The 18,850-nt window shown below is 58.8% G+C and carries 16 protein-coding genes; 5 read left to right on the forward strand and 11 right to left on the reverse strand.

Translation table 11 applies throughout. The annotated features are described in order from the left end of the window. A complete protein-coding gene (locus tag NIZ92_RS00395) occupies window positions 1–1,593 on the forward strand; it encodes an NAD(P)/FAD-dependent oxidoreductase (RefSeq protein ID WP_254002508.1) in 1,593 nt (530 codons plus the stop codon). A gap of 22 nt (window positions 1,594–1,615) precedes the next feature. Here NIZ92_RS00395 and NIZ92_RS00400 read toward each other — a convergent pair whose 3' ends face one another. Next, window positions 1,616–2,593: an AraC family transcriptional regulator gene (locus tag NIZ92_RS00400; protein ID WP_035269338.1), complete on the reverse strand. Its 978-nt coding sequence runs from the start codon at window positions 2,591–2,593 to the stop codon at window positions 1,616–1,618. A 161-nt stretch (window positions 2,594–2,754) separates the two neighbouring features. Here NIZ92_RS00400 and NIZ92_RS00405 point away from each other — a divergent pair, with 161 nt between their 5' ends. After that, window positions 2,755–3,372: a flavin reductase family protein gene (locus tag NIZ92_RS00405; protein ID WP_035269337.1), complete on the forward strand. Its 618-nt coding sequence runs from the start codon at window positions 2,755–2,757 to the stop codon at window positions 3,370–3,372. Window positions 3,373–3,720: 348 nt separating this feature from the next. Here NIZ92_RS00405 and NIZ92_RS00410 read toward each other — a convergent pair whose 3' ends face one another. Next, window positions 3,721–4,500 carry an ABC transporter ATP-binding protein gene (locus NIZ92_RS00410; RefSeq protein WP_009461219.1) on the reverse strand — a complete coding sequence of 260 codons (780 nt, stop codon included), beginning with the start codon at window positions 4,498–4,500 and terminating at the stop codon, window positions 3,721–3,723. A 261-nt stretch (window positions 4,501–4,761) separates the two neighbouring features. Between NIZ92_RS00410 and panD the strand changes: the two genes are divergently transcribed. Further along, the gene (gene panD, locus NIZ92_RS00415) at window positions 4,762–5,322 is read left to right on the forward strand and encodes an aspartate 1-decarboxylase (RefSeq protein WP_009461218.1); all 561 of its coding nucleotides are present in this window, start codon (window positions 4,762–4,764) and stop codon (window positions 5,320–5,322) included. 241 nt (window positions 5,323–5,563) lie between these two features. On the opposite strand, the gene NIZ92_RS00420 is transcribed toward panD, so the two are convergent. From NIZ92_RS00420 to NIZ92_RS00455, 8 genes are all read right to left on the reverse strand, one after another. After that, window positions 5,564–8,101 carry a TonB-dependent siderophore receptor gene (locus NIZ92_RS00420; protein ID WP_254002509.1) on the reverse strand — a complete coding sequence of 846 codons (2,538 nt, stop codon included), beginning with the start codon at window positions 8,099–8,101 and terminating at the stop codon, window positions 5,564–5,566. 255 nt (window positions 8,102–8,356) lie between these two features. Continuing rightward, entirely contained in the window at window positions 8,357–9,364 is a 1,008-nt protein-coding gene (locus NIZ92_RS00425; protein ID WP_254002510.1) for a FecR domain-containing protein, read from the reverse strand. Window positions 9,365–9,376: 12 nt separating this feature from the next. Next, window positions 9,377–9,937, reverse strand: a complete 561-nt coding sequence (locus NIZ92_RS00430) for a sigma-70 family RNA polymerase sigma factor (RefSeq protein ID WP_226349110.1) — start codon at window positions 9,935–9,937, stop codon at window positions 9,377–9,379. 142 nt (window positions 9,938–10,079) lie between these two features. Continuing rightward, the gene (locus NIZ92_RS00435; RefSeq protein ID WP_254002511.1) at window positions 10,080–11,084 is read right to left on the reverse strand and encodes an ABC transporter ATP-binding protein; all 1,005 of its coding nucleotides are present in this window, start codon (window positions 11,082–11,084) and stop codon (window positions 10,080–10,082) included. Beyond that, window positions 11,081–12,055, reverse strand: a complete 975-nt coding sequence (locus NIZ92_RS00440; protein ID WP_021447138.1) for an ABC transporter ATP-binding protein — start codon at window positions 12,053–12,055, stop codon at window positions 11,081–11,083. The genes NIZ92_RS00435 and NIZ92_RS00440 overlap by 4 nt, the downstream gene beginning before the upstream one ends. A 3-nt stretch (window positions 12,056–12,058) precedes the next feature. After that, complete coding sequence (locus NIZ92_RS00445) at window positions 12,059–12,973, reverse strand: ABC transporter permease (protein WP_009461211.1); 915 nt, start codon at window positions 12,971–12,973, stop codon at window positions 12,059–12,061. A gap of 1 nt (window position 12,974) precedes the next feature. Continuing rightward, window positions 12,975–13,961 (reverse strand): ABC transporter permease, encoded by a 987-nt coding sequence (locus tag NIZ92_RS00450; protein WP_254002512.1) that lies wholly within the window; start codon window positions 13,959–13,961, stop codon window positions 12,975–12,977. 155 nt (window positions 13,962–14,116) lie between these two features. Next, window positions 14,117–15,688, reverse strand: coding sequence for an ABC transporter substrate-binding protein (locus NIZ92_RS00455; protein WP_009461209.1), 1,572 nt, complete (start codon window positions 15,686–15,688; stop codon window positions 14,117–14,119). Between the two features lie 177 nt (window positions 15,689–15,865). On the opposite strand from NIZ92_RS00455, the gene dinB reads away from it, so the two are divergent. Next, the gene (dinB, locus tag NIZ92_RS00460) at window positions 15,866–17,071 is read left to right on the forward strand and encodes a DNA polymerase IV (RefSeq protein WP_254002513.1); all 1,206 of its coding nucleotides are present in this window, start codon (window positions 15,866–15,868) and stop codon (window positions 17,069–17,071) included. A 273-nt stretch (window positions 17,072–17,344) separates the two neighbouring features. Next, window positions 17,345–18,535 (forward strand): acetylornithine transaminase, encoded by a 1,191-nt coding sequence (locus tag NIZ92_RS00465; RefSeq protein ID WP_035269332.1) that lies wholly within the window; start codon window positions 17,345–17,347, stop codon window positions 18,533–18,535. Here the strand turns inward: NIZ92_RS00465 and NIZ92_RS00470 are convergent. Next, window positions 18,519–18,842 (reverse strand): hypothetical protein, encoded by a 324-nt coding sequence (locus NIZ92_RS00470; RefSeq protein ID WP_254002514.1) that lies wholly within the window; start codon window positions 18,840–18,842, stop codon window positions 18,519–18,521. The genes NIZ92_RS00465 and NIZ92_RS00470 overlap by 17 nt on opposite strands. Window positions 18,843–18,850: the final 8 nt, after the last annotated feature.

The raw sequence follows: 18,850 nt of genomic DNA on the forward strand, positions 1-18,850 counted from the left end.
ATGAGTGATGCGCACAGCGCTGATGTAGTCATTGTCGGCAGCGGGATGAACTCCCTGACCTGTGCCGCCTTGTTGGCCCAGCGGAGTTTGTCGGTGACAGTGCTGGAGCGCAATGCGGTGGCCGGGGGCTGCATCCGTACGCAAGAGCTGTTCCCCGGTTTTACCCATGATGTGCTGTCCAGTTGGTATCCCTTGTTCATGGGCGGTGCATCCTATGCCACTTTGGCTGAACCCTTGGCCAAAGCCGGTCTGGAGTTTGTCAAAGGCGAATACAGCACGGGTCTGGCCATTCCTGGTGGCCCGTCGCTGGCCTTGCGTCAGGATATGGACGACACCGTACGTCGCTTCAATGACTTGATGCCGGGTGAAGGCGATGCCTTGGGTGCCATGGCGGCTCGCATGTTTGGCCCGGATGCCGGTTTGGTATTTGGCTTGCTGGGCGGTGAGCCTTACCGTTGGCCCATGGCCAAACTGGCCTTTGGTGCCTGGCGCGAGCGGGGGCTGGATGGCTTGATGTCCTTTGGCTCGCAAGCGCTGGAAAGCTTTCGGCGCTGGGCCATGCGCGAACTGCGCAGCGACCTGGCCCGCGCCATGATTGCTCCCTGGGTGCTGCATAGCGGTTTGGGCCCGGATGAAGCCAGCTCGGCCCTGATCGGCAAGCTGACGTTCAGTGCTGTGGTCAGTGGCGGTATGCCTGTCGTCAAAGGCGGCAGTTATCAGATTGTGAAAGCCTTTACCCGCATTATTGAAGAAGCAGGTGGGGCGGTACTGACCAATTCCCATGTGGATCGCGTGCTGGTGGAAGGCAATAAAGCCACCGGCGTGTGTGTGGGTACGCAGCGCTATCTGGCCCGCCGTGCGGTGGTCTGCAATGTGACGCCCGGTCAGCTGTACGGCGACTTGTTGCCGGAAGTAGAACCCGAGCTGTTGAAGTCCGCCCAGGATTATCACTATGGCCGGGGCGGCATGCAGATACACTTTGCCTTGAATTCCCCGCCCGACTGGCTTGACCCGGAGCTGCGCCATGTCCCTATGGTGCATGTGACGGAAAGCATGGAGCAGGTGTGCTCTTCGGTGGTGACGGCCAGCAATGGCTATCTGCCTGCCAAACCGACCTTGGCCGTGGGCCAGCCGGTGGCGGTGGATGTGACTCGTGCACCGGAAGGGCACTGGATTCTATGGGTACAAATGCAGGAGCTGCCGCGTCACATCAAAGGCGATGAAGCGGGCGAGATTCCTGTGCCAGCGGATGGACGCTGGAACGAAGCCGTGCGCGAGGCGATGGCCGATCGCGTTCAGGCCCGTCTGGAAACCGTCATGCCTGGCCTGGCTGCCAAGATTATCGGGCGTCGTAGTGTCAGCCCGGCGGATCTGGAAGCCTTGAACATGAATCTGGTGGGGGGCGATCCGTATAGCGGGGTGTGCTCACCGGATCAGTTCTTTTTCATGCGTCCTTTTGCAGGACACAAGAACGCGCGCAGTGGCACCACGCCCTGGCGCAATCTGCATCAAATTGGTGCGTCGGTGCATCCAGGCCCTGGCCTGGGTGGTCAATCCGGCTATCTGGCAGCCCAGCGTATCTTAAAGGGGTGAGAGGACGGGTGAGGCGGTCAGCTTAGTGCTGGCCGCCGCGCACTCGTTGCAGGGTCTCGCTAGGCGTTTCGCCAAAGCGGCTGCGGTATTCGGCGCTGAAACGGCCCTGGTGTGCAAAGCCCCAGCGCATGGCCAGGTCGGCCAGCGTCAGGTGAGGTTCGTTGGAATGGATCAGTTCGTGGCGCAGACGGTCCAGACGAACCTGACGCAGGTACTGCATGGGGCTGACGCCGTAGTGGTCTCGGAAGGCTTGTTGCAAGGTACGGGAGCTCACGCCCGCAATGGTGCTGAGTTCGTCTACTGTGACCGGCAAATGAGCCTGCTCATGCAAATGGCTGGCTACTTTCTTCAAATGGCGCGGCAGGATGCGAGTGGGGTTCAGGGCCTGAATCTGAGTCGGTGGGTGCAGATCCAGCAAGGTTGTCACCGCCAATTGCTCCAGCTGGTTGATAATCAGCGGCGAGCGGCGAATGTCCTCGTAGTTGCGTGCACAGTCCAGCACGTAGCGCAGCATGATTTGCCAGGAAGGCTGGGTATGCGCCTCCAGGCGTACCGGAAACAGCAAACCTTGCGGGCCTACGTCCAAGCCCATGCCACGGGCAGCCTGTTCCACCAGATTGCGGTCTATCTTGAGCATTAATTGCTCATTATTGGCGTGCCAGACCATGTCCACATCCTCGTTGGGATTCAGGATCGTGGCGGCGTAGGGACTGGAGTCCACAGTTTGGCCACCGCAGCGAATTTTGGCGGTGCCGTATTGGGGCATCTGGACCAGGTAGAAACCGGCCAGGTGATCAGGTTGTATGTGTACGTCGGCGCCATAGCCCAGGCGGCTCAAGGCGACCTGACCAAACTGGGCGTGACGCAGCCGGGTTTGCAGGGTCTGATCGGCACGTAGCTGCTTGAGCTGGTGCGACTTGAACATATCGCTGACAGATTTGCGCACGTGTTCCAGGTCAGCAGAAGCTACACGTGCCCAGTGATCGGGCTTATTTTCCATGTTTCATGTGCCTAGATGGTTCTGAAAGGCAGGAAGGATACGTAAAACCTTGAGTTTCAACGGTTTGCAGCGGCTTTATTTTAGTTGTAAAGTATATCAGTGGGCCACCGGGATTTCCCGCAGTCCCGTTTAGTTTGTTGTGTTTATTAACAGAGAGAACCGTGCAGAAAGACTTTCACTTCTACGAACCCACACAAGGCCATGGACTGCGCCACGACCCGATCAGTTCTATTGTGGGTCCCCGTGTCATCGGCTGGATTGGCACCAAAAGCAAGGAAGGTGTGCTGAACCTGGCTCCATACAGCTTCTGCAACGTGTTCAACTATCGCCCGCCTGTCATCGCTTTTTCCAGCGTGGGCTACAAAGACAGCGTGCGCAACGCAATTGAAACCGGCGTCTTTACCTGGAATCTGGCTACCCGTGATCTGGCCGAACCCATGAACATGACCAGCCTGGAACAAGATGTGCGCGAGTTTGAAGTCGCGGGCCTGACGCCTGTGGATTCCCGCCTGATTGATGCCCCCCGCGTGGGCGAGAGCCATGCCTCGCTGGAGTGCAAGGTGACGACGCACTTTCAGCTGAAAGACTCGGAAGGCAAGGATCTGAACACCTGGATGGTGCTGGGTGAAGTGGTCGGCGTGCATGTGTCGCCCAACAGCATCGTGGACGGCATTTACCGTACCGCGATCCCACGTCCGATTCTGCGTGGTGGTGGTCCTGGCGATTACTTTGAGATTACGGACCTGGCCTTGTTTGATATGCCACGTCCCAAGTCCTGATAGCAGGGCTGTAGTCAGAAGCTGCTGGTTGGCGGCTTCATTAGGATGGTTGCAAATGCATAACGGCGCCGCAAGGCGCCGTTTGCTTTATGTCTGCTCAGAGTGTGGCCGAAGTCTTTGGGCTGTTGTACCTGCTGATATACATTCGGCTGTCTGGCGATCCGGCGGCCCGGCGATCCGGCGGCCCGGCGATCCGGTTTTTCGATGTTTCCGTCGTGTCGCAGCCTGGCAGGCTTGGCGAACCTACTGCTTCGCGATTGCTCGGTGACTGGTCGATCCGATCGACCCAAGGGGCAGATAGCCAGTCACAGACCCGTCAATCCGTATTGCGCGCCGTAGGCGGGCACCTTAGCCCTTGGACGAACCGCCCGCCGCCAGAAATTGCGCCAAACGGGGGCTGCGTGGCGACACCAGCACTTCTTCTGGCGGGCCTTCTTCCTCGATTTGACCTTCGTGCAGATACACCACCTTGCTGGAGACGTTGCGCGCAAAGCTCATTTCGTGGGTAACCACCACCATCGTGCGCCCTTCTTCGGCCAAATTCTGCATAACGCGCAGAACCTCGCCCACACGCTCGGGGTCCAGTGCCGAGGTTGGCTCGTCAAACAGCATCACTTCAGGTTCCAGCGCCAGCGCTCGGGCAATCGCCACACGCTGCTGCTGGCCGCCCGACAAGAAGGCCGGGTATTGTTTGGCCAGATCGCGCGACAGGCCCACCTTGTCCAGATACAGCTCCGCTTTGGCAATGGCCTGCGCCTTGTCCATGCCCTGGACATGAATGGGCGTGGCGGTAATGTTTTCCAGCACCGTCATGTGGGACCACAGATTGAAGTGCTGGAACACCATGGCCAGGCTGGTGCGCAGGCGCTTGAGCTGTTGTTTATCTACCGCAACCAGTTCATCCGTTTTGGGGTCCAGACGGGTTTTCAGTTCCTCGCCCTTAATGACGATACGGCCGGAATTGGGCGTTTCCAGAAAGTTGATGCAACGCAGAAACGTACTTTTGCCCGAACCACTGGACCCGATCAGGCTGATGACATCGCCCGGCTCCGCGCTGAGAGAGACTCCCTTGAGGACCTCCAGGGAACCATAGCGTTTGTGAATATTCTCGATGAGCAGGTTGGGCATGGAAAACGGTATCGTATTGAAAATAAAAAAGACCGGCGCGACGCGGCAGAGGGGATTACAGCACAGACTGGCCGTCAGGCAAATCATTGATGCTGTGGTTTTCCCGTACAAATCTGTGGGTCTAAACGGATTTGCGCGCATTTCTGGGTTTATGATGCAGTCTTTCCCGCAGCCCTGATCGGGCTAAGGGCGCAGCGCAAGCCGCGTTTTAGCCAAGCTTAGGTGTCCGTTACAGGGGACCTGTTTCTAGAGAGTGTTGTCATGAAAAAAGTGGTCCGTGCCAAGCTGCATGGTATCAAGGTGACCGGTGCCGACTTGAACTATCACGGCTCGATCACACTGGATCCTGAAATCTGCGAACAAGCGGGCATTTTACCCATGGAGTTTGTGGAAATCTGGAATAAGGACAGTGGCGCCCGTATTTCTACCTACGTGATCTTCGGTGAACCCGGCTCGCGCTGTGTGGTCCTGAACGGTGCGGCGGCCCGTACCTGTCAAAAGGGCGACACCGTCATCATCTGCGCAACCGAATATGTGATGAACTCCGAAGACCTGTATTCCCTGCGCCCTACCGTGCTGACCTTCACGCCGGAAAACGAAGTGGATGAAGTCATGCACTACGAAGTGGCCAAGACCGCCCAGCGCGATTACGACTTCCGCGTGGTTCGCGACGACCGCCCTCGCGGTGCAGAGCGTCCACTGGCTCGTGTGGATGTGGACGCCCTGTCCGCAGACCTGCGCTCCCGTGGCCTGGATGATCGTGCCATTGCCGACATCCTGTCCTGCCACCTGGCCGATTTCGCACCTGCGAACCAGAACTGATTGAATGTCACCGGGCCGCATCAGGCCCGCTGATGGCTTTATTAAAAAATGCGGTGTTCACTGCCTCTGGCAGCAAACACCGCGTTTTTTGCATTTAGCCCGTTCGTGGCCCAATGACTTCTGGCGCTCAAGCCTGAATATGGCATTTGGTGCAGCGCCGTAGTGCAGCGTATCGTCGACCACAAGATACCCAGAGCGCTGCGATCAGAGCGCTTGAGTACCTTGTTCATCACGTTCAGCGTCAATATTGGGCGCGCAGCGTCAGCATCACGTTGCGTGGGTCGCCGTAGTAGTTGTAGGCGCGTTCGTGGGCAATATAACGGTAGTACTTCTTGTCGAACACGTTGTTCAGGTTGAGGGTGGCTGAAACCTTGGGCGTGAAGTCGTAGCGCACCATCAGATCAGCCACGGCGTAAGGATTTTGCTCGATACGGATCGTGCCGGCCGTGTTCTCGTACAGGAATTTGGTCTGCCACGTGAAGCCGCCACCCACCGTCCACTGACGCAGCGAGCCGGGCAGGCGGTACGAGGTAAAGAGCTTGAACATATGTTCTGGCGTGCGCGTGTTGAAGGGCTTGCCCTGGTTGGCCGCATCTTTCACGTACTTGGTGGTGTTGTAGGTATAGCCAGCCGTCAGATTCCAGCCTGGGGCCAGTTCACCTGTCAACTCCGCCTCAATCCCTTCGCTGCGCACTTTGCCTGAGGCAATCGAGCAGTAGTCGCTGGTGGTGTAGGGGCACGGTTTGGGGCCGTCCAGATCGGTCTGGGCGCGGTTGGTTTCTTCGATACGGAAGGCCGCCAGCGAAGCCTGCACGCGGCCATCCTGGAATTCACCCTTGATACCCGCCTCGTAGTTGGCACCCACGATGGGCTTGAGCAAGGAGCCGTTGCGATCGATGGCGTTTTGCGGACGGAACACGTCGGTATAGCTGGCGTACAGCGAGTAGTTATCGTTCAGATCGAATATCAGACCGGCGTACGGTGTGAACTCGCCACTGACCTTGTAGCTCGAGGAGGCCGTGTTGGCGCCGGTGAGCAGATTGGTGCTGTCGCTGCTGTAGTCCCACCAGCTCCAACGACCACCCACGATCAAGGTGAGCGGATCGGCAAGGCTTAGACGAGCAGCGGTATAGATGCCCGACTGCTTGGTGGTGGTGGCGGTGCGCGATTCATAAGGCCCAATATTGGGCGGAGGCAGCGAGGTGGGGTCCCAGTTAAAGACATCGGGCCGGATGCTGGCGTATTCACGCAGCGGCACCTGGTCGGTTTCGGTGGGATTGCGGCGCATGTTCGCACCCACCACCAGCTCATGCTTGCGGCCCAGTAAGGAGAATGGGCCCGAGGCGTACAGGTCCACGCTGGTCTGGGTGCGGTTCAGGCTGCTGGCTCGTGCGTAGTTCAGGAGTGGGCCCTGGTGCGTGTTGCGGTCCACGCCCGCGCCCGAGGCGGACAGAAACACCGTGTCTACGTCGTAGTGCTGGCGGTTGGCCGACAGCTTGGTCTGCCAGCCGTTGTCCATCTCCCAGGTCAGGTCGCCGAACACGGTGGTGCTGCGGGTGGCCCGGTGGTTCCAGTCGGCACCCAGGTAAGTGCTGCGTGGCAGTTCGAGATCGCCGCCATCGTCAAAGAAGACGACGCCAGTGCCGTTGGGCGTACCCTTGGTGCGCTGATGGTCCACCCCCACGGTGGCCGTGATCGAGGGAGTGAAGTCGTATTGCAAGACGCCATACAGCACTTCCTTGCGTTCCTTGACGTGATCCACGAAGGAGTCGCGGTCGTCGTGCACGGCCACCACCCGCCCACGCAGATCACCGCTGTGGTTGAGTGGACTGGAGACGTCGGCTTCCACACGATAGCTGTTCCACGATCCCACCATCGCGCTGCCGCTGGCGGCAAATTCACGGGTGGGTTGCTTGCGCACCAGATTGAGCGTGCCGCCCGGGTTGCCGGCCCCCTGCAACAGACCCGCCGCGCCGCGTACCACTTCCACACGGTCGTAGATGGCCATGTCGGCGGCCGCTTCCGAGCCGCCTGCGCCCAGCGAGACAGGCACGCCGTCAAGCTGTGCCGTATCCAGTGAGAAGCCGCGGATCTGATAAGTCGTGCCCAACACTTCGCCTTCTTGTACCTTGACGCCGGTGGCCTGCTTGAGTGCGTCATTAAGCGTGAGTAAACCCTGGTCGTCGAGCCGCTGGCGCGTGATCACGCTGACCGACTGCGGGGTTTCACGTGCAGTCAGGTTCATGCGCGTGGCCGAGCTTGCCGATGCGTTGGTGTAGCTGCCTGTGCCTTCGGTTCTGGGATCGAGTCGTCCCCGTACGGTTACGGTGCTCAGCTGGGTGACGTCACCGGCAGGTGCCTCTGGGACTTGGCGCAGATGGTAGCTGCCATCCGAGCTGGCAACAGCAGTCAGGCCAGTACCGGCCAACAGTGCATCCAGTGCGGCCTGGGGCGAAAACGTGCCGGAAACGCCTGGGCTGTTTCTGTCCCTGGCCAGCTCACCGGCTCCAGCGACCAGTACGCCGGATACGCTTGCAAAGCGAGCCAGCGCTGTGCTCAAGGGGCCCGCTGGAATGCTGTAGCTTTGTTGTTTGGCAGACGCACTGTTGATGGTTTGGGCGTGGGCTTGAGGATGCCAGCTTGCCAGGCTCAATGCACCGCTGGCCAGGGCGAGTTGCAGCACGCAGGCCAAGGGGCTTAGTTTGAAACCGGGTCGGAAAAAGTGCATGGCACCAAAAGAGTTCGCCCCTCGGGCGACAGGCTGGGAATAGCCGGGCATGATGAATTCTGCTCCTTGGAAGCGGTGTAGTCGGCGAGAGCGAGCCGGTTTGCATGTGTCCTGGTCAGATTCTGGTTTTGTGCCAGGAGACGGGTAAAACGATGCCCTCATCAGGTATATCGAACACGCCAAGGAAAAGCGGAACTCGGAAAAGTGGAAATAGCCGGTTTGAAGCATTGGGCCGCTTGAATAGGCCCGTAAACCGGCTTGTCATGCACGGCGGCTGATGCCCGTGAATGTGTGTCTGAATCAAGGTCAGTGCTTGGCAAGTTCAATGCTGACCCACCAGGGCAGGGTTCGTTTGATGCGAATGGGCAGCACCCCTTCCAGCATTCTCAAGGCCCGGTCCGGATCGGTGGAGGGATAGCTGCCAATCACAGGCAGCTGGGCCGCCTCGGGCGAGACGCTAAGGTGGCCGCCGCGATAGCGCTGCAATTCGCGCACGACCTCGATCAAGGGCGTGTTGTCGGTGACGAGGATGCCTTTGGTCCAGCTTTGTCGCTCGGGCAGGACAGCAGTGGTAGCCGCAATCTCGGTACGCGAAAGCTGTGTCTGCTGACCGGCATGGATAATGTGCTGCTGGCGCTTGTTTGCCGTGTCCACCTGTACCGCGCCTTGATACACCGCCAGAAACGTTTCCTGACCGTCCAGTCGCACCGTAAAGCGTGTCCCCAAGGCACGCAGCAAGCCTTGACGGGTTTCGACCAGAAAGGGCCGTGCAGGATCGGCCGCTGTATCGATCAGAATTTCACCCTGAACCAAGGAGAGCAGCCGTTGATTGCCTCGGTAGTCGTGGTTCATTGCAGTGTCGGAGCTGAGCCAAACGGTAGAGCCATCGGGCAAAGTCAGTTGGTGGACTTCACCACGGGCGGTGCGATGCTCGGCTGACCAGGCCATTACTGTGCCGGGCAAGGACGTATGCTGCCAGGCCAGCCAACTGCCCAAACTGCTGCCTGCCAGTGTGCCCAGGCCCAGCAGCAATTGGCGGCGGCGTCCCATTCGTCGGTTGGCCAGGCAATAGCTTTGGACGGCAGCCTGGCGGCTGTCGCTGCTTTGTATCGGTTCAAAGCGGCCACTGATGCGCTCTACATACTGCCAGGCCTTGCGATGCTCGGCCTGAGCGGCCAGCCAGCGTTGCCAGCTTTGTCGATCCTGGGCCGAGGCCTCGTCCGAGCGCAGCAGGGCAAACCATTCGGCGGCCTGCTCCAGCGCGTCAAATGAAGGCTCCAGCGTATCGTTGGGATGCAGTTCGGAGGTGCTCATGGGGGCGGGTAATCAGCGTGGCTCGGGCACGCAGGAGGCCTGATGCACGGGCATGTCAGAGGCGGTATGGCGGGCTTCCAGCTTCAGGCAGCACAGCATGGCCTGGCTAAGGTATCGGTGCACCATGCGTGTGGACACGCCCAGCGCCTCTGCAATTTCCCGGTTGCTCATGCCGTCGGCCATGGCCATGAAAAAGGCATTGCCCACTTTGGCAGGCAGGGTGCGCAACATGCTGTCTATCTCTTGCAGGGCTTCCAGCACCAGGGCCTGGTGTTCGGCAGAAGGAACCAGGGCGGCCGGGCGGTTGGCCAGCTCTTCCAGCCAGGCTTGTTCAATCTGACGGCGTCGCCATAAGTCCACGCACATGCCATTGGCCATGAGCCGCAAATACACACGTGCTTCGGGTTCGCTGCCGAATTGACGGGGTTTTTGCAGCAGTCGGACAAAAACGTCTTGGGCCAGATCGGCCGCATCAAAGGAATTACCTAGCCTTCGTCGTAGCCAGCTATGCAACCAGCCGTGGTAATTCCGGTAGAGCGATTCTGTGTCGGGTGAGAAGGCGGCATTGTGCATGATGCGTTCCAGTAGTGCCTGCTCAACCAGAAAAATGGTAGAGAATCGGGCAATGAGAACTGAGAATAATTCTCAATTATCAGAAAAAACCGCCCATTCGGCAAGTTGCCGTGGGCGGTTTTACTGTTGGCATCGCAAGCGATCAGGCCTGATCGCGCCCTTCTTCTACAGCATGACAAGCCACTTCGTGCTGCCCGGTTTGCAGCAAAGCCGGGGCTTCGCGGCGGCAGCGATCATTGGCCAGCGGGCAGCGTGGATGGAAGGTACAGCCCGATGGCGGGTTCAGTGGATTAGGCACTTCACCAGCGACCGGGATGCGGCTTTTGCCCGCTCCGCTCATGTCGGGAATGGCTCCCAGCAACATGCGCGTGTAGGGGTGGCGAGGCTGCGCGAACAAATCGTCGCGTGGCGCAATTTCCACAATCCGGCCCAAATACATGACGCCAACCCGGTCGGCCACGTGATGCACCACGGCCAGGTTGTGTGAGATGAACAGATAGGTCAGCCCCAGTTCGCGCTGCAAATCCTTCATCAGGTTCAGTACCTGTGCCTGGACCGACACGTCCAGCGCCGAGGTGGGCTCGTCACAGACGATGAACTCGGGTTGCAGAGCTAGAGCACGGGCAATGGAAATACGCTGGCGCTGGCCGCCGGAGAACTGGTGCGGGTAGCGCTGGGCGTCGCTGGGGTTCAGGCCCACTTGCGTCAGCAGCTCGGCCACTTTGGCGTCTTGCTGGGCGCGGCTCATGTCCGTGTGGGTGACCAGTGGTTCTGCAATGATGCGACCCACGCGCCAACGAGGATTCAGGCTGGCATAGGGGTCCTGAAAAATCATCTGACGGCGTTTGCGCATGGCCTTCTGGCTGGCCTTGTCCATGGTTTTCAGGGACTGGCCATCAAACAGAATCTCGCCACGTGTCAGCGGATACAGGCCCGTCAGCAGACGGGCCACGGTGGATTTCCCACAGCCGGACTCACCCACCAGCGCCAGGGTTTCACCCTTGTTCAAGGTGAAGCTGACGCCATCGACCGCACGCAGGTTTACCTTGGGTTTGCGGTAGACCAGACGTTCCAGCAAGGGCGGGGACACATCAAACCAGCAGGCAGCGTCCTTGACCTGGACCAGGGCTTGTTTAGGGGCGCTCATGCGGACTCCTGTGCATGCAGCCAACAGGCCGCCTGTGTTTGTGGGGGAACAGGCAACAGCTCGGGGCGTTCGACCAGGCAGCGATCAAAGCGACGATCACAACGCGGATTAAAGGCACAGCCGGGCGGAATAGCGTTCAGGCGTGGCATGCTGCCGGGGATTTGCTCCAGACGCTCCAGCCCCGCGTGCAGATTGGGAATGGAACGCATCAAGCCACGGGTATAAGGGTGGCTGGGGTTCTGGATTACATCCTGTACAGGGCCGATCTCGATAATGCGACCGGCGTACATCACGGCCACGCGGTCGGCGGTTTCCGCAATCACCCCCATATCGTGGGTAATCAGCATGACCGAGGTGCCTTGCGAGCGACAGAGCTTTTTCAGCAGGTCGATAATCTGCGCCTGAATGGACACGTCCAGTGCCGTGGTGGGTTCGTCCGCCACGATCAGCTTGGGCTCGGCCGCCAGGGCCAGCGCAATCACCACCCGTTGGCGCATGCCGCCGGAGAACTGGTGCGGATAGTGGTCGATACGCTCGCGCGCTGCCGGAATGCCGGTAGCTTCCAGCAATTCGATGGCGCGTTCTTGTGCCTGTTTCCAAGACAGAGGCAGGTGCGTGACGATGGTTTCGGCCAGTTGATGGCCCACGGTATAGAGCGGGTTCAGCGAGGTCAGCGGGTCCTGGAAAATCGCGCCAATCTTGCGGCCACGAATCTTGCGCATCTGGTCCTGGTTCAGATTGTCGATGCGCTCGCCTTCCAGCAGAATCTGGCCGCCGCTGATGCGACCGGGGGCATCGAGCAAACCAATAATGGAGGAACCCGTCAGGGATTTGCCGGCACCGGACTCCCCCACCACACCCAGCACTTCGCCGGGGGCGATGGAAAAGGACACATGATCCAGGGCTTGGAGCACACCACGCCGGGTCGGGAATTCGACACACAGGTCTTGGACAGTTAAGAGTGCAGTCATGGCTTAGCTCAATTTGGGGTTCAGGGCGTCACGCAACCAGTCGCCCAGGAGGTTGACCGACAGCACCAGCAGCACCAGCATCAGGCCAGGGAAAATCGTGATCCACCATTCGCCCGAGAACAGGAAGTCGTTACCGATCCGGATCAGGGTGCCCAGAGAAGGCGAGGTGGCCGGAACGCCGACGCCCAGAAAGGACAGCGTGGCTTCGGTGATGATGGCGGTGGCCAGATGCACGGTGGCCAGCACCAGCACGGGGCCCATCACATTGGGCAGCACATGGCTGAACATGATGCGCGGGGAGGACACGCCAATCACGCGGGCAGCCTGTACGTATTCACGGTTTTTCTCCACCAGCGTGGAGCCACGCACGGTACGGGCATATTGCGGCCAACCGGCCAGCGCAATCGCCCCGATCAGCACCGGGAAGGCGACTACATCGTGCATGTTCAAGGGGAACACGGCACGGGCCACCCCGTCGATCAGCAAGGCAATCAGGATGGCCGGGAAGGACAGCTGCACATCGGCCACACGCATGATGAAGGCATCCACACGGCCACCGGAGTAACCGGCCAGCAGGCCCAGCACGATACCGACCACCATGGACAAGGCTACCGAGGCCAGACCGATCAGCAAGGAGGTGCGCGTCCCGTACAACAGGGCCGAATACAGGTCACGCCCCTGGCTGTCTGTTCCCAACCAGTATTGGGGCGACCCGTTTTCCGACCAGGCCGGGGCCAGCAAGGCATCCATCAGATCGATGGAGGTCAGATCGAAGGGATCGTAAGGAGCCACCCAGCGGGCACCCAGCGCGCCGATAAACAGCAGCAAGGCCATGATGGTGGCCGCAATGGCCACGGGGGAATGACGCCAGGACCAGACCAGATCGCTATCCCAGGCGGTTTTCAATTTAGCGAACATATTAGTGCCCCTTGGCGCCCGACAATTGGGTGCGCAGACGTGGATCGACCAGGAAGTACAGCAGGTCTACCAGCAGGTTGATCACAACAAATACCAGGGCAATCAGACAGAGATAGGCCGCCATCACGGGGATGTCGGCAAATTGCACGGCCTGGATAAACAGCAGACCCATGCCCGGCCATTGGAAAACGGTTTCCGTCACGATGGCAAAGGCGATGATGCCGCCCAGTTGCAGCCCCGTGATGGTGATAACCGGCACCATGGTGTTTTTCAGAGCGTGACCAAAGTGGATGGCGCGTTGCGACAGGCCACGGGCACGAGCAAATTTGATGTAGTCGGCGCGCAGTACTTCCAGCATCTCGGAGCGCACCAGACGCAGGATCAGCGTGAGCTGGAACAAACAGAGCGTGATGGCGGGCAGGATCAAATGCTTGATCCCGTCCCAGCTAAGCAGGCCGGTACTCCACCAGCCAAACTTCAGGACTTCGCCCCGGCCATAACTGGGCAGCCAGCCCAATTGCACGGAGAAGATCAGGATCAGCAAGATACCGATCAGGAAGGTGGGCAGTGATATGCCCAGCAATGAAAAGGCCAGAATGCTTTGCGCCAAGAAACCATTACGCTTCAAGGCGGTGTACACGCCCAGTGGCAGGCCTATCAGCAAGGCCAGTATGGCGGCCACCACGGAGAGTTCTACGGTGGCAGGCAGGCGGTCTTTGAGCAGGGTGGAAACCGGTTGGGCTTGCCGCAGGGACAGGCCAAATTCGCCTTGTACGGCCTGGGACACAAAGCGTCCGAATTGCACGGGGGCGGGTTGGTCCAGCCCCAGGCTGGCACGCAGTTCCACGCGATCTTGTTCGGTGGCGTCCTGTCCCAGCATGATGGTGACCGGGTCACCAATGTAGCGGAACAGCACAAAAGCCAGAAGGCTGACCGTCAGCATCACCAGAACAGCCTGGATCAGACGGCGAATAATAAATACCAGCATAGGCGGTCTCCTGGTAGAGCGCGAGGATCACTCGCGACCAGTGTCGTCCTTAATGTGTAGAAAGGGCCCGGCAAGGGGGCTGGTGTAGAAACGGATGACTACAGCGTAATGGGAACCAGCCCCGCACGGAGGCGGGGCTGGGGTATGAAAACAACTTAGTCGATGGTGGTCCATTGGGCCAGCATGCGGTTGTCCGCACGATGTACCACGTTGACCTTCTTGGCCATGGCCCAAGGAATGATCTGGTCATGCAGGGGAATGTGGCCCACTTCCTTGGCATGAATTTCCAGAACCTTGTGGATGGCGGCATCGCGCTTGGCGGTGTCGGTTTCGGTCTTGATCTGGTCGATCAAGGCGTCCACTTCGGCGTTTTCGTAGCCACCAAAGTTAAAGGAGCCGTCAGCGCCCTCGCCCTTGCTGTGCATCAGGCTTTGCAGGGTGTACAGCGCATCAAAGGTCGGCACGCCCCAGCCAAACATGTAGGCGCTGGAGTCAAAGCTTTGTACTTTGGGGAAGTAGGTGGCGCGTGGCATGGCGTTCAGGTTGGCTTTCACGCCGACCTTGGCCCACATGCCCACGATGGCCTGGCAGATGGCTTCATCGTTGATGTAGCGATCGTTCGGGCAATCCAGGGTGAAGGTCAGGGAATTGTCGTAACCGGCTTCTTTCAGCAGTTCCTTGGCACGATCCTGGCTGTAAGGCAGGCGCTGGGCCAGTTCCTTGGTGTAGCCGTGAACCTGAGGGGCCACCATGGTGCCGGTGGGGGCGGAAGAACCGCGCATCACGGCTTTCTTGATGGCTTCAATGTCGATGGCCACGTACAGGGCTTCACGCACACGCTGGTCAGCAAAGGGGTTCTTGCCCTTGATGCTGCTGTACTTCAGTTCCGGATTCTTTTGGTCCAGACCCAGGTAGATGGTGCGGTACTCGTTGCCTTCCACAATCTTGGTTTGCTGGCGCAGACGCTGCAAGTCCTGCGCAGGCGGGTCCAGAACCAGGTCCACTTCGCCCGACAGCAAGGCGGCGGTACGGGTGGCGTTCTGCTTGATAGGTACGTAGATCACTTCGGTGACGTTACCCACCTTGTTGCCCTTGTTCCACCATTCTTCGTTTTCGACAAAGACGGTGCGCACGTCCACTTCACGCGACTTCAGCTTGTAAGGGCCGGTACCGTTGGTGTTGCGAGCCGAGTAGGTTTCTTCGTTCTTGTTGAAGTCCTGAGGCTGGGTGACATTGTTCTTTTCCGACCAGGCCTTGTTCATGATGAACACACTGGTCAATTGGCGCAGCAGAACCGGGTTGGGCGCGGCGGTGATGATGTCCACCGTCTTGTCGTCCACTTTTTCAGCCTTGACGATGCCGTTCACGTAGGCCTTGAAGTTGGACGTAGGGGCCATGGCGCGCTGAATGGAGAACACCACGTCATCGGCGGTAAAGGGAGCGCCATCGTGGAATTTCACCCCTTCGCGCAGCGTAAAGCGCCACACTGTAGGTTCACGTTGTTCCCAGGCCGTGGCCAGGCTGGGCACAATCTGGAAATCCTTGTCGTAGTCCACCAGCGCCTCATAGACATACATGCTGCCTGTGATCGTGAGGTTTTCGTTCTGTGCGTGTGGGTCCAGCGTCATGAAGTCGCCCTGGCTGGACCAGGTAAGCGTTTTGCTGTGGCCCACCAAGGGCAGGGCGACCAGAGCTGCCAGCGCAGCAGCCAATACTGTTTTTTTCATGAAAACCTCCTGTTGGGGTGCTTGGTGTCGCTGATAGAGAGGCTGCATAGTAACCGGGCGCTTGCTGCCGATTCAATACGTAGTTTCAGCCTGCTGTCAGCTTAATGATGTTTAGTGATTTATATCATCCCGGCGCTTATTCAGTGGCTCTCGGTGCACCGCAGACTTGTCGCTATAATGGTGTACATATATACAGTTAATGGGCTGATCAAGGTGGCGGCACAAGAAGAAAAACCTCTGGAGCGGCGTATTGCTCATGTGGATATGGATGCGTTTTATGCCTCGGTGGAGCTGCTGCGCTACCCGCATTTGCGCGGCAGTCCCGTGGTGATTGGCGGGCGCAGTGCTGATGCGCCCAGGCAATTGCCCGATGGCAGCTGGCAACATGCCCGTCTGGCTGATTATGTTGGGCGCGGGGTGGCCACGACTTCTACCTATGAAGCGCGTCAGCTGGGTGTGTTCTCGGCCATGGGTTTAATGAAGGCGGCCCAACTGGCCCCCGATGCCATCTTGCTGCCTGCCGATTTCCAAGCTTACCGCCATTATTCGCGCTTGTTCAAACAGGCCGTAGCCACGGTCTCGGACCATATCGAAGATAGGGGTATCGACGAGATCTATGTGGACCTCAGCCATAAAACCGAAGACAGCCACGAGCTGGCTGAGCAGATTCGACAAGCCGTGAATCAGGCTACGGGCCTGACCTGTTCGGTAGGCATCACTCCCAACAAATTGCTCTCCAAAATTGCCTCAGAACTGAACAAGCCCAATGGGGCCTGTGTGCTGACCATGGACGATGTGCCTACCCGCATCTGGCCGCTGGCTGTGGGCAAGATCAATGGCATTGGTCCCAAGTCCGTTGTGAAACTGACGGAAATGGGCATACAGAAGATCGGGGAACTGGCCGCCACACCTGCAGAAAAATTGCAGGAACATTTTGGCCTGCGCTACGCGCAATGGCTAATGGCCGTGGCTCAAGGCCAGGACGAGCGCCCCTTATCCACCGACCGCACGCCTAAATCCATCAGTTGTGAAACCACCTTCGAGCGTGATCTGCACGTGCGCATGGATCGGTCCCGCCTGTCTGCCGTGCTGGAGTCCCTGTGTGAAAAGCTGGAGCAGGATTTACGCAAATCCGCCATGTGCGCCCAAACCATAGGCATCAAGCTGAAGTTCGAGGACTTCAAAACCGTGACGCGCGACCTGTCCCTGCCCGCTCCCGTGCTGGCGGCGGATGCCATTCTGGCTGCTGCCCGCCAGAATTTGAAACGCGCCGTGCTGGACAGACGCTTGCGTTTGCTGGGTGTGAAAGCCAGCGCTCTGCTACCCATCAGTGAAATGCCGCAGGAGCAGCCCCGGCAGCTGGATCTGGACGGTTTGTTTTAGGCAGGCAGATCCTTGGAAGGCTGTTTGGATGACAGGGTTTATACAAGCGCGTCCTGGCGACTCCCACCCCGATACCGTGCAAAGATTTCAGGCTTAAAACGCTTTGGCGCCTGCCAGGGCGCGGATGTGTACCAGAAAAGGGACAATCCACGGCCAGATGGCCATTGTCCCAGGCATAAGCGTCCTGCCGGGGGTGTGCTGCGTTAGAATTAATTGTCCAGCCGCCGGGCTGGTTTATTTTTTCTTCTTTCATTTTCATCAAGGTTTGCCGTTATGGAATTCGATCGGGCCGGTGTACGTGCATTAATGGAAATTACCCAGCGTCCGGAGTTGGTCTTTGTGCGAGGAGAAGGTTCCTGGCTGCAAGATCACAACGGCAAGCGATACCTGGACACCGTCCAGGGCTGGGCCGTGAACGCGCTGGGCCACAGCCCTGCCAACGTGATCAAGGCGATCACCGAACAAGCGTCCAAATTGATCAACCCCTCGCCTGCGTTCTACAACGAGCCCTCTATCGAGCTGGCCAAACGCATCGTGGAACACTCCTGCTTTGATCGCGTGTTCTTTGCCAACAGTGGTGGCGAAGCCAACGAAGGCGCCATCAAGCTGGCGCGCAAATGGGGTCAGATCAACAAGAACAACGCTTACAAGATCATTTCTTTTGAGCACTCTTTCCATGGCCGTACCCTGGCCACCATGTCCCTGTCCGGCAAGCCCGGCTGGGATCGCATGTTTGCTCCACAGGTCGACGGCTTTCCTAAAGCCAAACTGAACGATCTGGAATCCGTGCGCGCGCTGATCGACGATCAAACCGTGGGCATCATGCTCGAACCCGTACAGGGCGAGGCCGGTGTTATTCCCGCGACCGTGGAATTCATGAAGGGTCTGCGCGCGCTGGCTGACGAGCACAAGCTGCTGCTGATCGTGGACGAAGTGCAAACCGGCATGGGCCGTACCGGCACCATGTTTGCCTACGAACACTCGGGCATCCGTCCTGACATCATGACCTTGGGTAAAGGCATTGGTGGTGGCGTGCCGTTGTCGGCACTGTGCGCCCGCGAAGAAGTGTCCTGCTTCCAGCCAGGCGACCAGGGCGGTACCTACAACGGTAACCCCCTGATGACCGCTGCTGGCGTGGCCGTGTTCGACGAACTGGCTGCTCCTGGCTTCCTGGCTTCGGTCAACGCCCGCGCCAAGCAGCTGTCCGAAGGCCTGCTGGCCATTAGCGCCAAGTGGGGCATGAATGGTGAGCGTGGTGAAGGCCTGTTGCGTGCTCTGATCCTGGATCAGGACGACGGCCCGGAAATCGTGGCTGCTGCTCGCGACCGTGCTCCAGAAGGCATGTTGCTGAACTCGCCACGTCCTAACCTGCTGCGTTTCATGCCAGCTCTGAACATCACGGCCGACGAAATCGACCTGATGTTGGCCTGGCTGGACGAAATCCTGGTCAAGGTTCGCGGCTAAGCGGCCAGCTTGCTGTAAAGAAATCCGCCTTCGGGCGGATTTTTTTTGGTCTTGAGAGGCTGTAGACGTATGTGGGTAGCACCGCGCTGCTAACTTGAAACGCGCATGAAATATCACAAATGCCATCGTTGGCAGTATTTAGTTTATTTTCAAAAATAATATAAATATCAATAACTTGAGGTAATTTCATCCAGCAGTTAGCCAGCATAAGTAAATGATTGTTCTGTTGTGGTGCCAAGGGAATGGAGTCGATGTAATAGAAGCTTCCAAGATTTGCCTGCAAGCGCAGGCCCACCTCGTGAGGCACTGTTTACC

The sequence above is a fragment of the Alcaligenes sp. 1735tsa3 genome (assembly GCF_024134565.1).
Lineage (GTDB): Bacteria > Pseudomonadota > Gammaproteobacteria > Burkholderiales > Burkholderiaceae_B > Alcaligenes > Alcaligenes phenolicus.

Excerpts from the sequence above, each read along its gene's own strand:
- NIZ92_RS00395 (WP_254002508.1), top strand. The coding sequence starts at position 1 with ATGAGTGATGCGCACAGCGCTGATGTAGTCATTGTCGGCAGCGGGATG.
- NIZ92_RS00400 (WP_035269338.1), bottom strand. The coding sequence starts at position 2,593 with ATGGAAAATAAGCCCGATCACTGGGCACGTGTAGCTTCTGCTGACCTG.
- NIZ92_RS00410 (WP_009461219.1), bottom strand. The coding sequence starts at position 4,500 with ATGCCCAACCTGCTCATCGAGAATATTCACAAACGCTATGGTTCCCTG.
- panD (WP_009461218.1), top strand. The coding sequence starts at position 4,762 with ATGAAAAAAGTGGTCCGTGCCAAGCTGCATGGTATCAAGGTGACCGGT.
- NIZ92_RS00420 (WP_254002509.1), bottom strand. The coding sequence starts at position 8,101 with ATGCCCGGCTATTCCCAGCCTGTCGCCCGAGGGGCGAACTCTTTTGGT.
- NIZ92_RS00425 (WP_254002510.1), bottom strand. The coding sequence starts at position 9,364 with ATGAGCACCTCCGAACTGCATCCCAACGATACGCTGGAGCCTTCATTT.
- NIZ92_RS00430 (WP_226349110.1), bottom strand. The coding sequence starts at position 9,937 with ATGCACAATGCCGCCTTCTCACCCGACACAGAATCGCTCTACCGGAAT.
- NIZ92_RS00435 (WP_254002511.1), bottom strand. The coding sequence starts at position 11,084 with ATGAGCGCCCCTAAACAAGCCCTGGTCCAGGTCAAGGACGCTGCCTGC.
- NIZ92_RS00440 (WP_021447138.1), bottom strand. The coding sequence starts at position 12,055 with ATGACTGCACTCTTAACTGTCCAAGACCTGTGTGTCGAATTCCCGACC.
- NIZ92_RS00445 (WP_009461211.1), bottom strand. The coding sequence starts at position 12,973 with ATGTTCGCTAAATTGAAAACCGCCTGGGATAGCGATCTGGTCTGGTCC.
- NIZ92_RS00450 (WP_254002512.1), bottom strand. The coding sequence starts at position 13,961 with ATGCTGGTATTTATTATTCGCCGTCTGATCCAGGCTGTTCTGGTGATG.
- NIZ92_RS00455 (WP_009461209.1), bottom strand. The coding sequence starts at position 15,688 with ATGAAAAAAACAGTATTGGCTGCTGCGCTGGCAGCTCTGGTCGCCCTG.
- dinB (WP_254002513.1), top strand. The coding sequence starts at position 15,866 with ATGGTGTACATATATACAGTTAATGGGCTGATCAAGGTGGCGGCACAA.
- NIZ92_RS00465 (WP_035269332.1), top strand. The coding sequence starts at position 17,345 with ATGGAATTCGATCGGGCCGGTGTACGTGCATTAATGGAAATTACCCAG.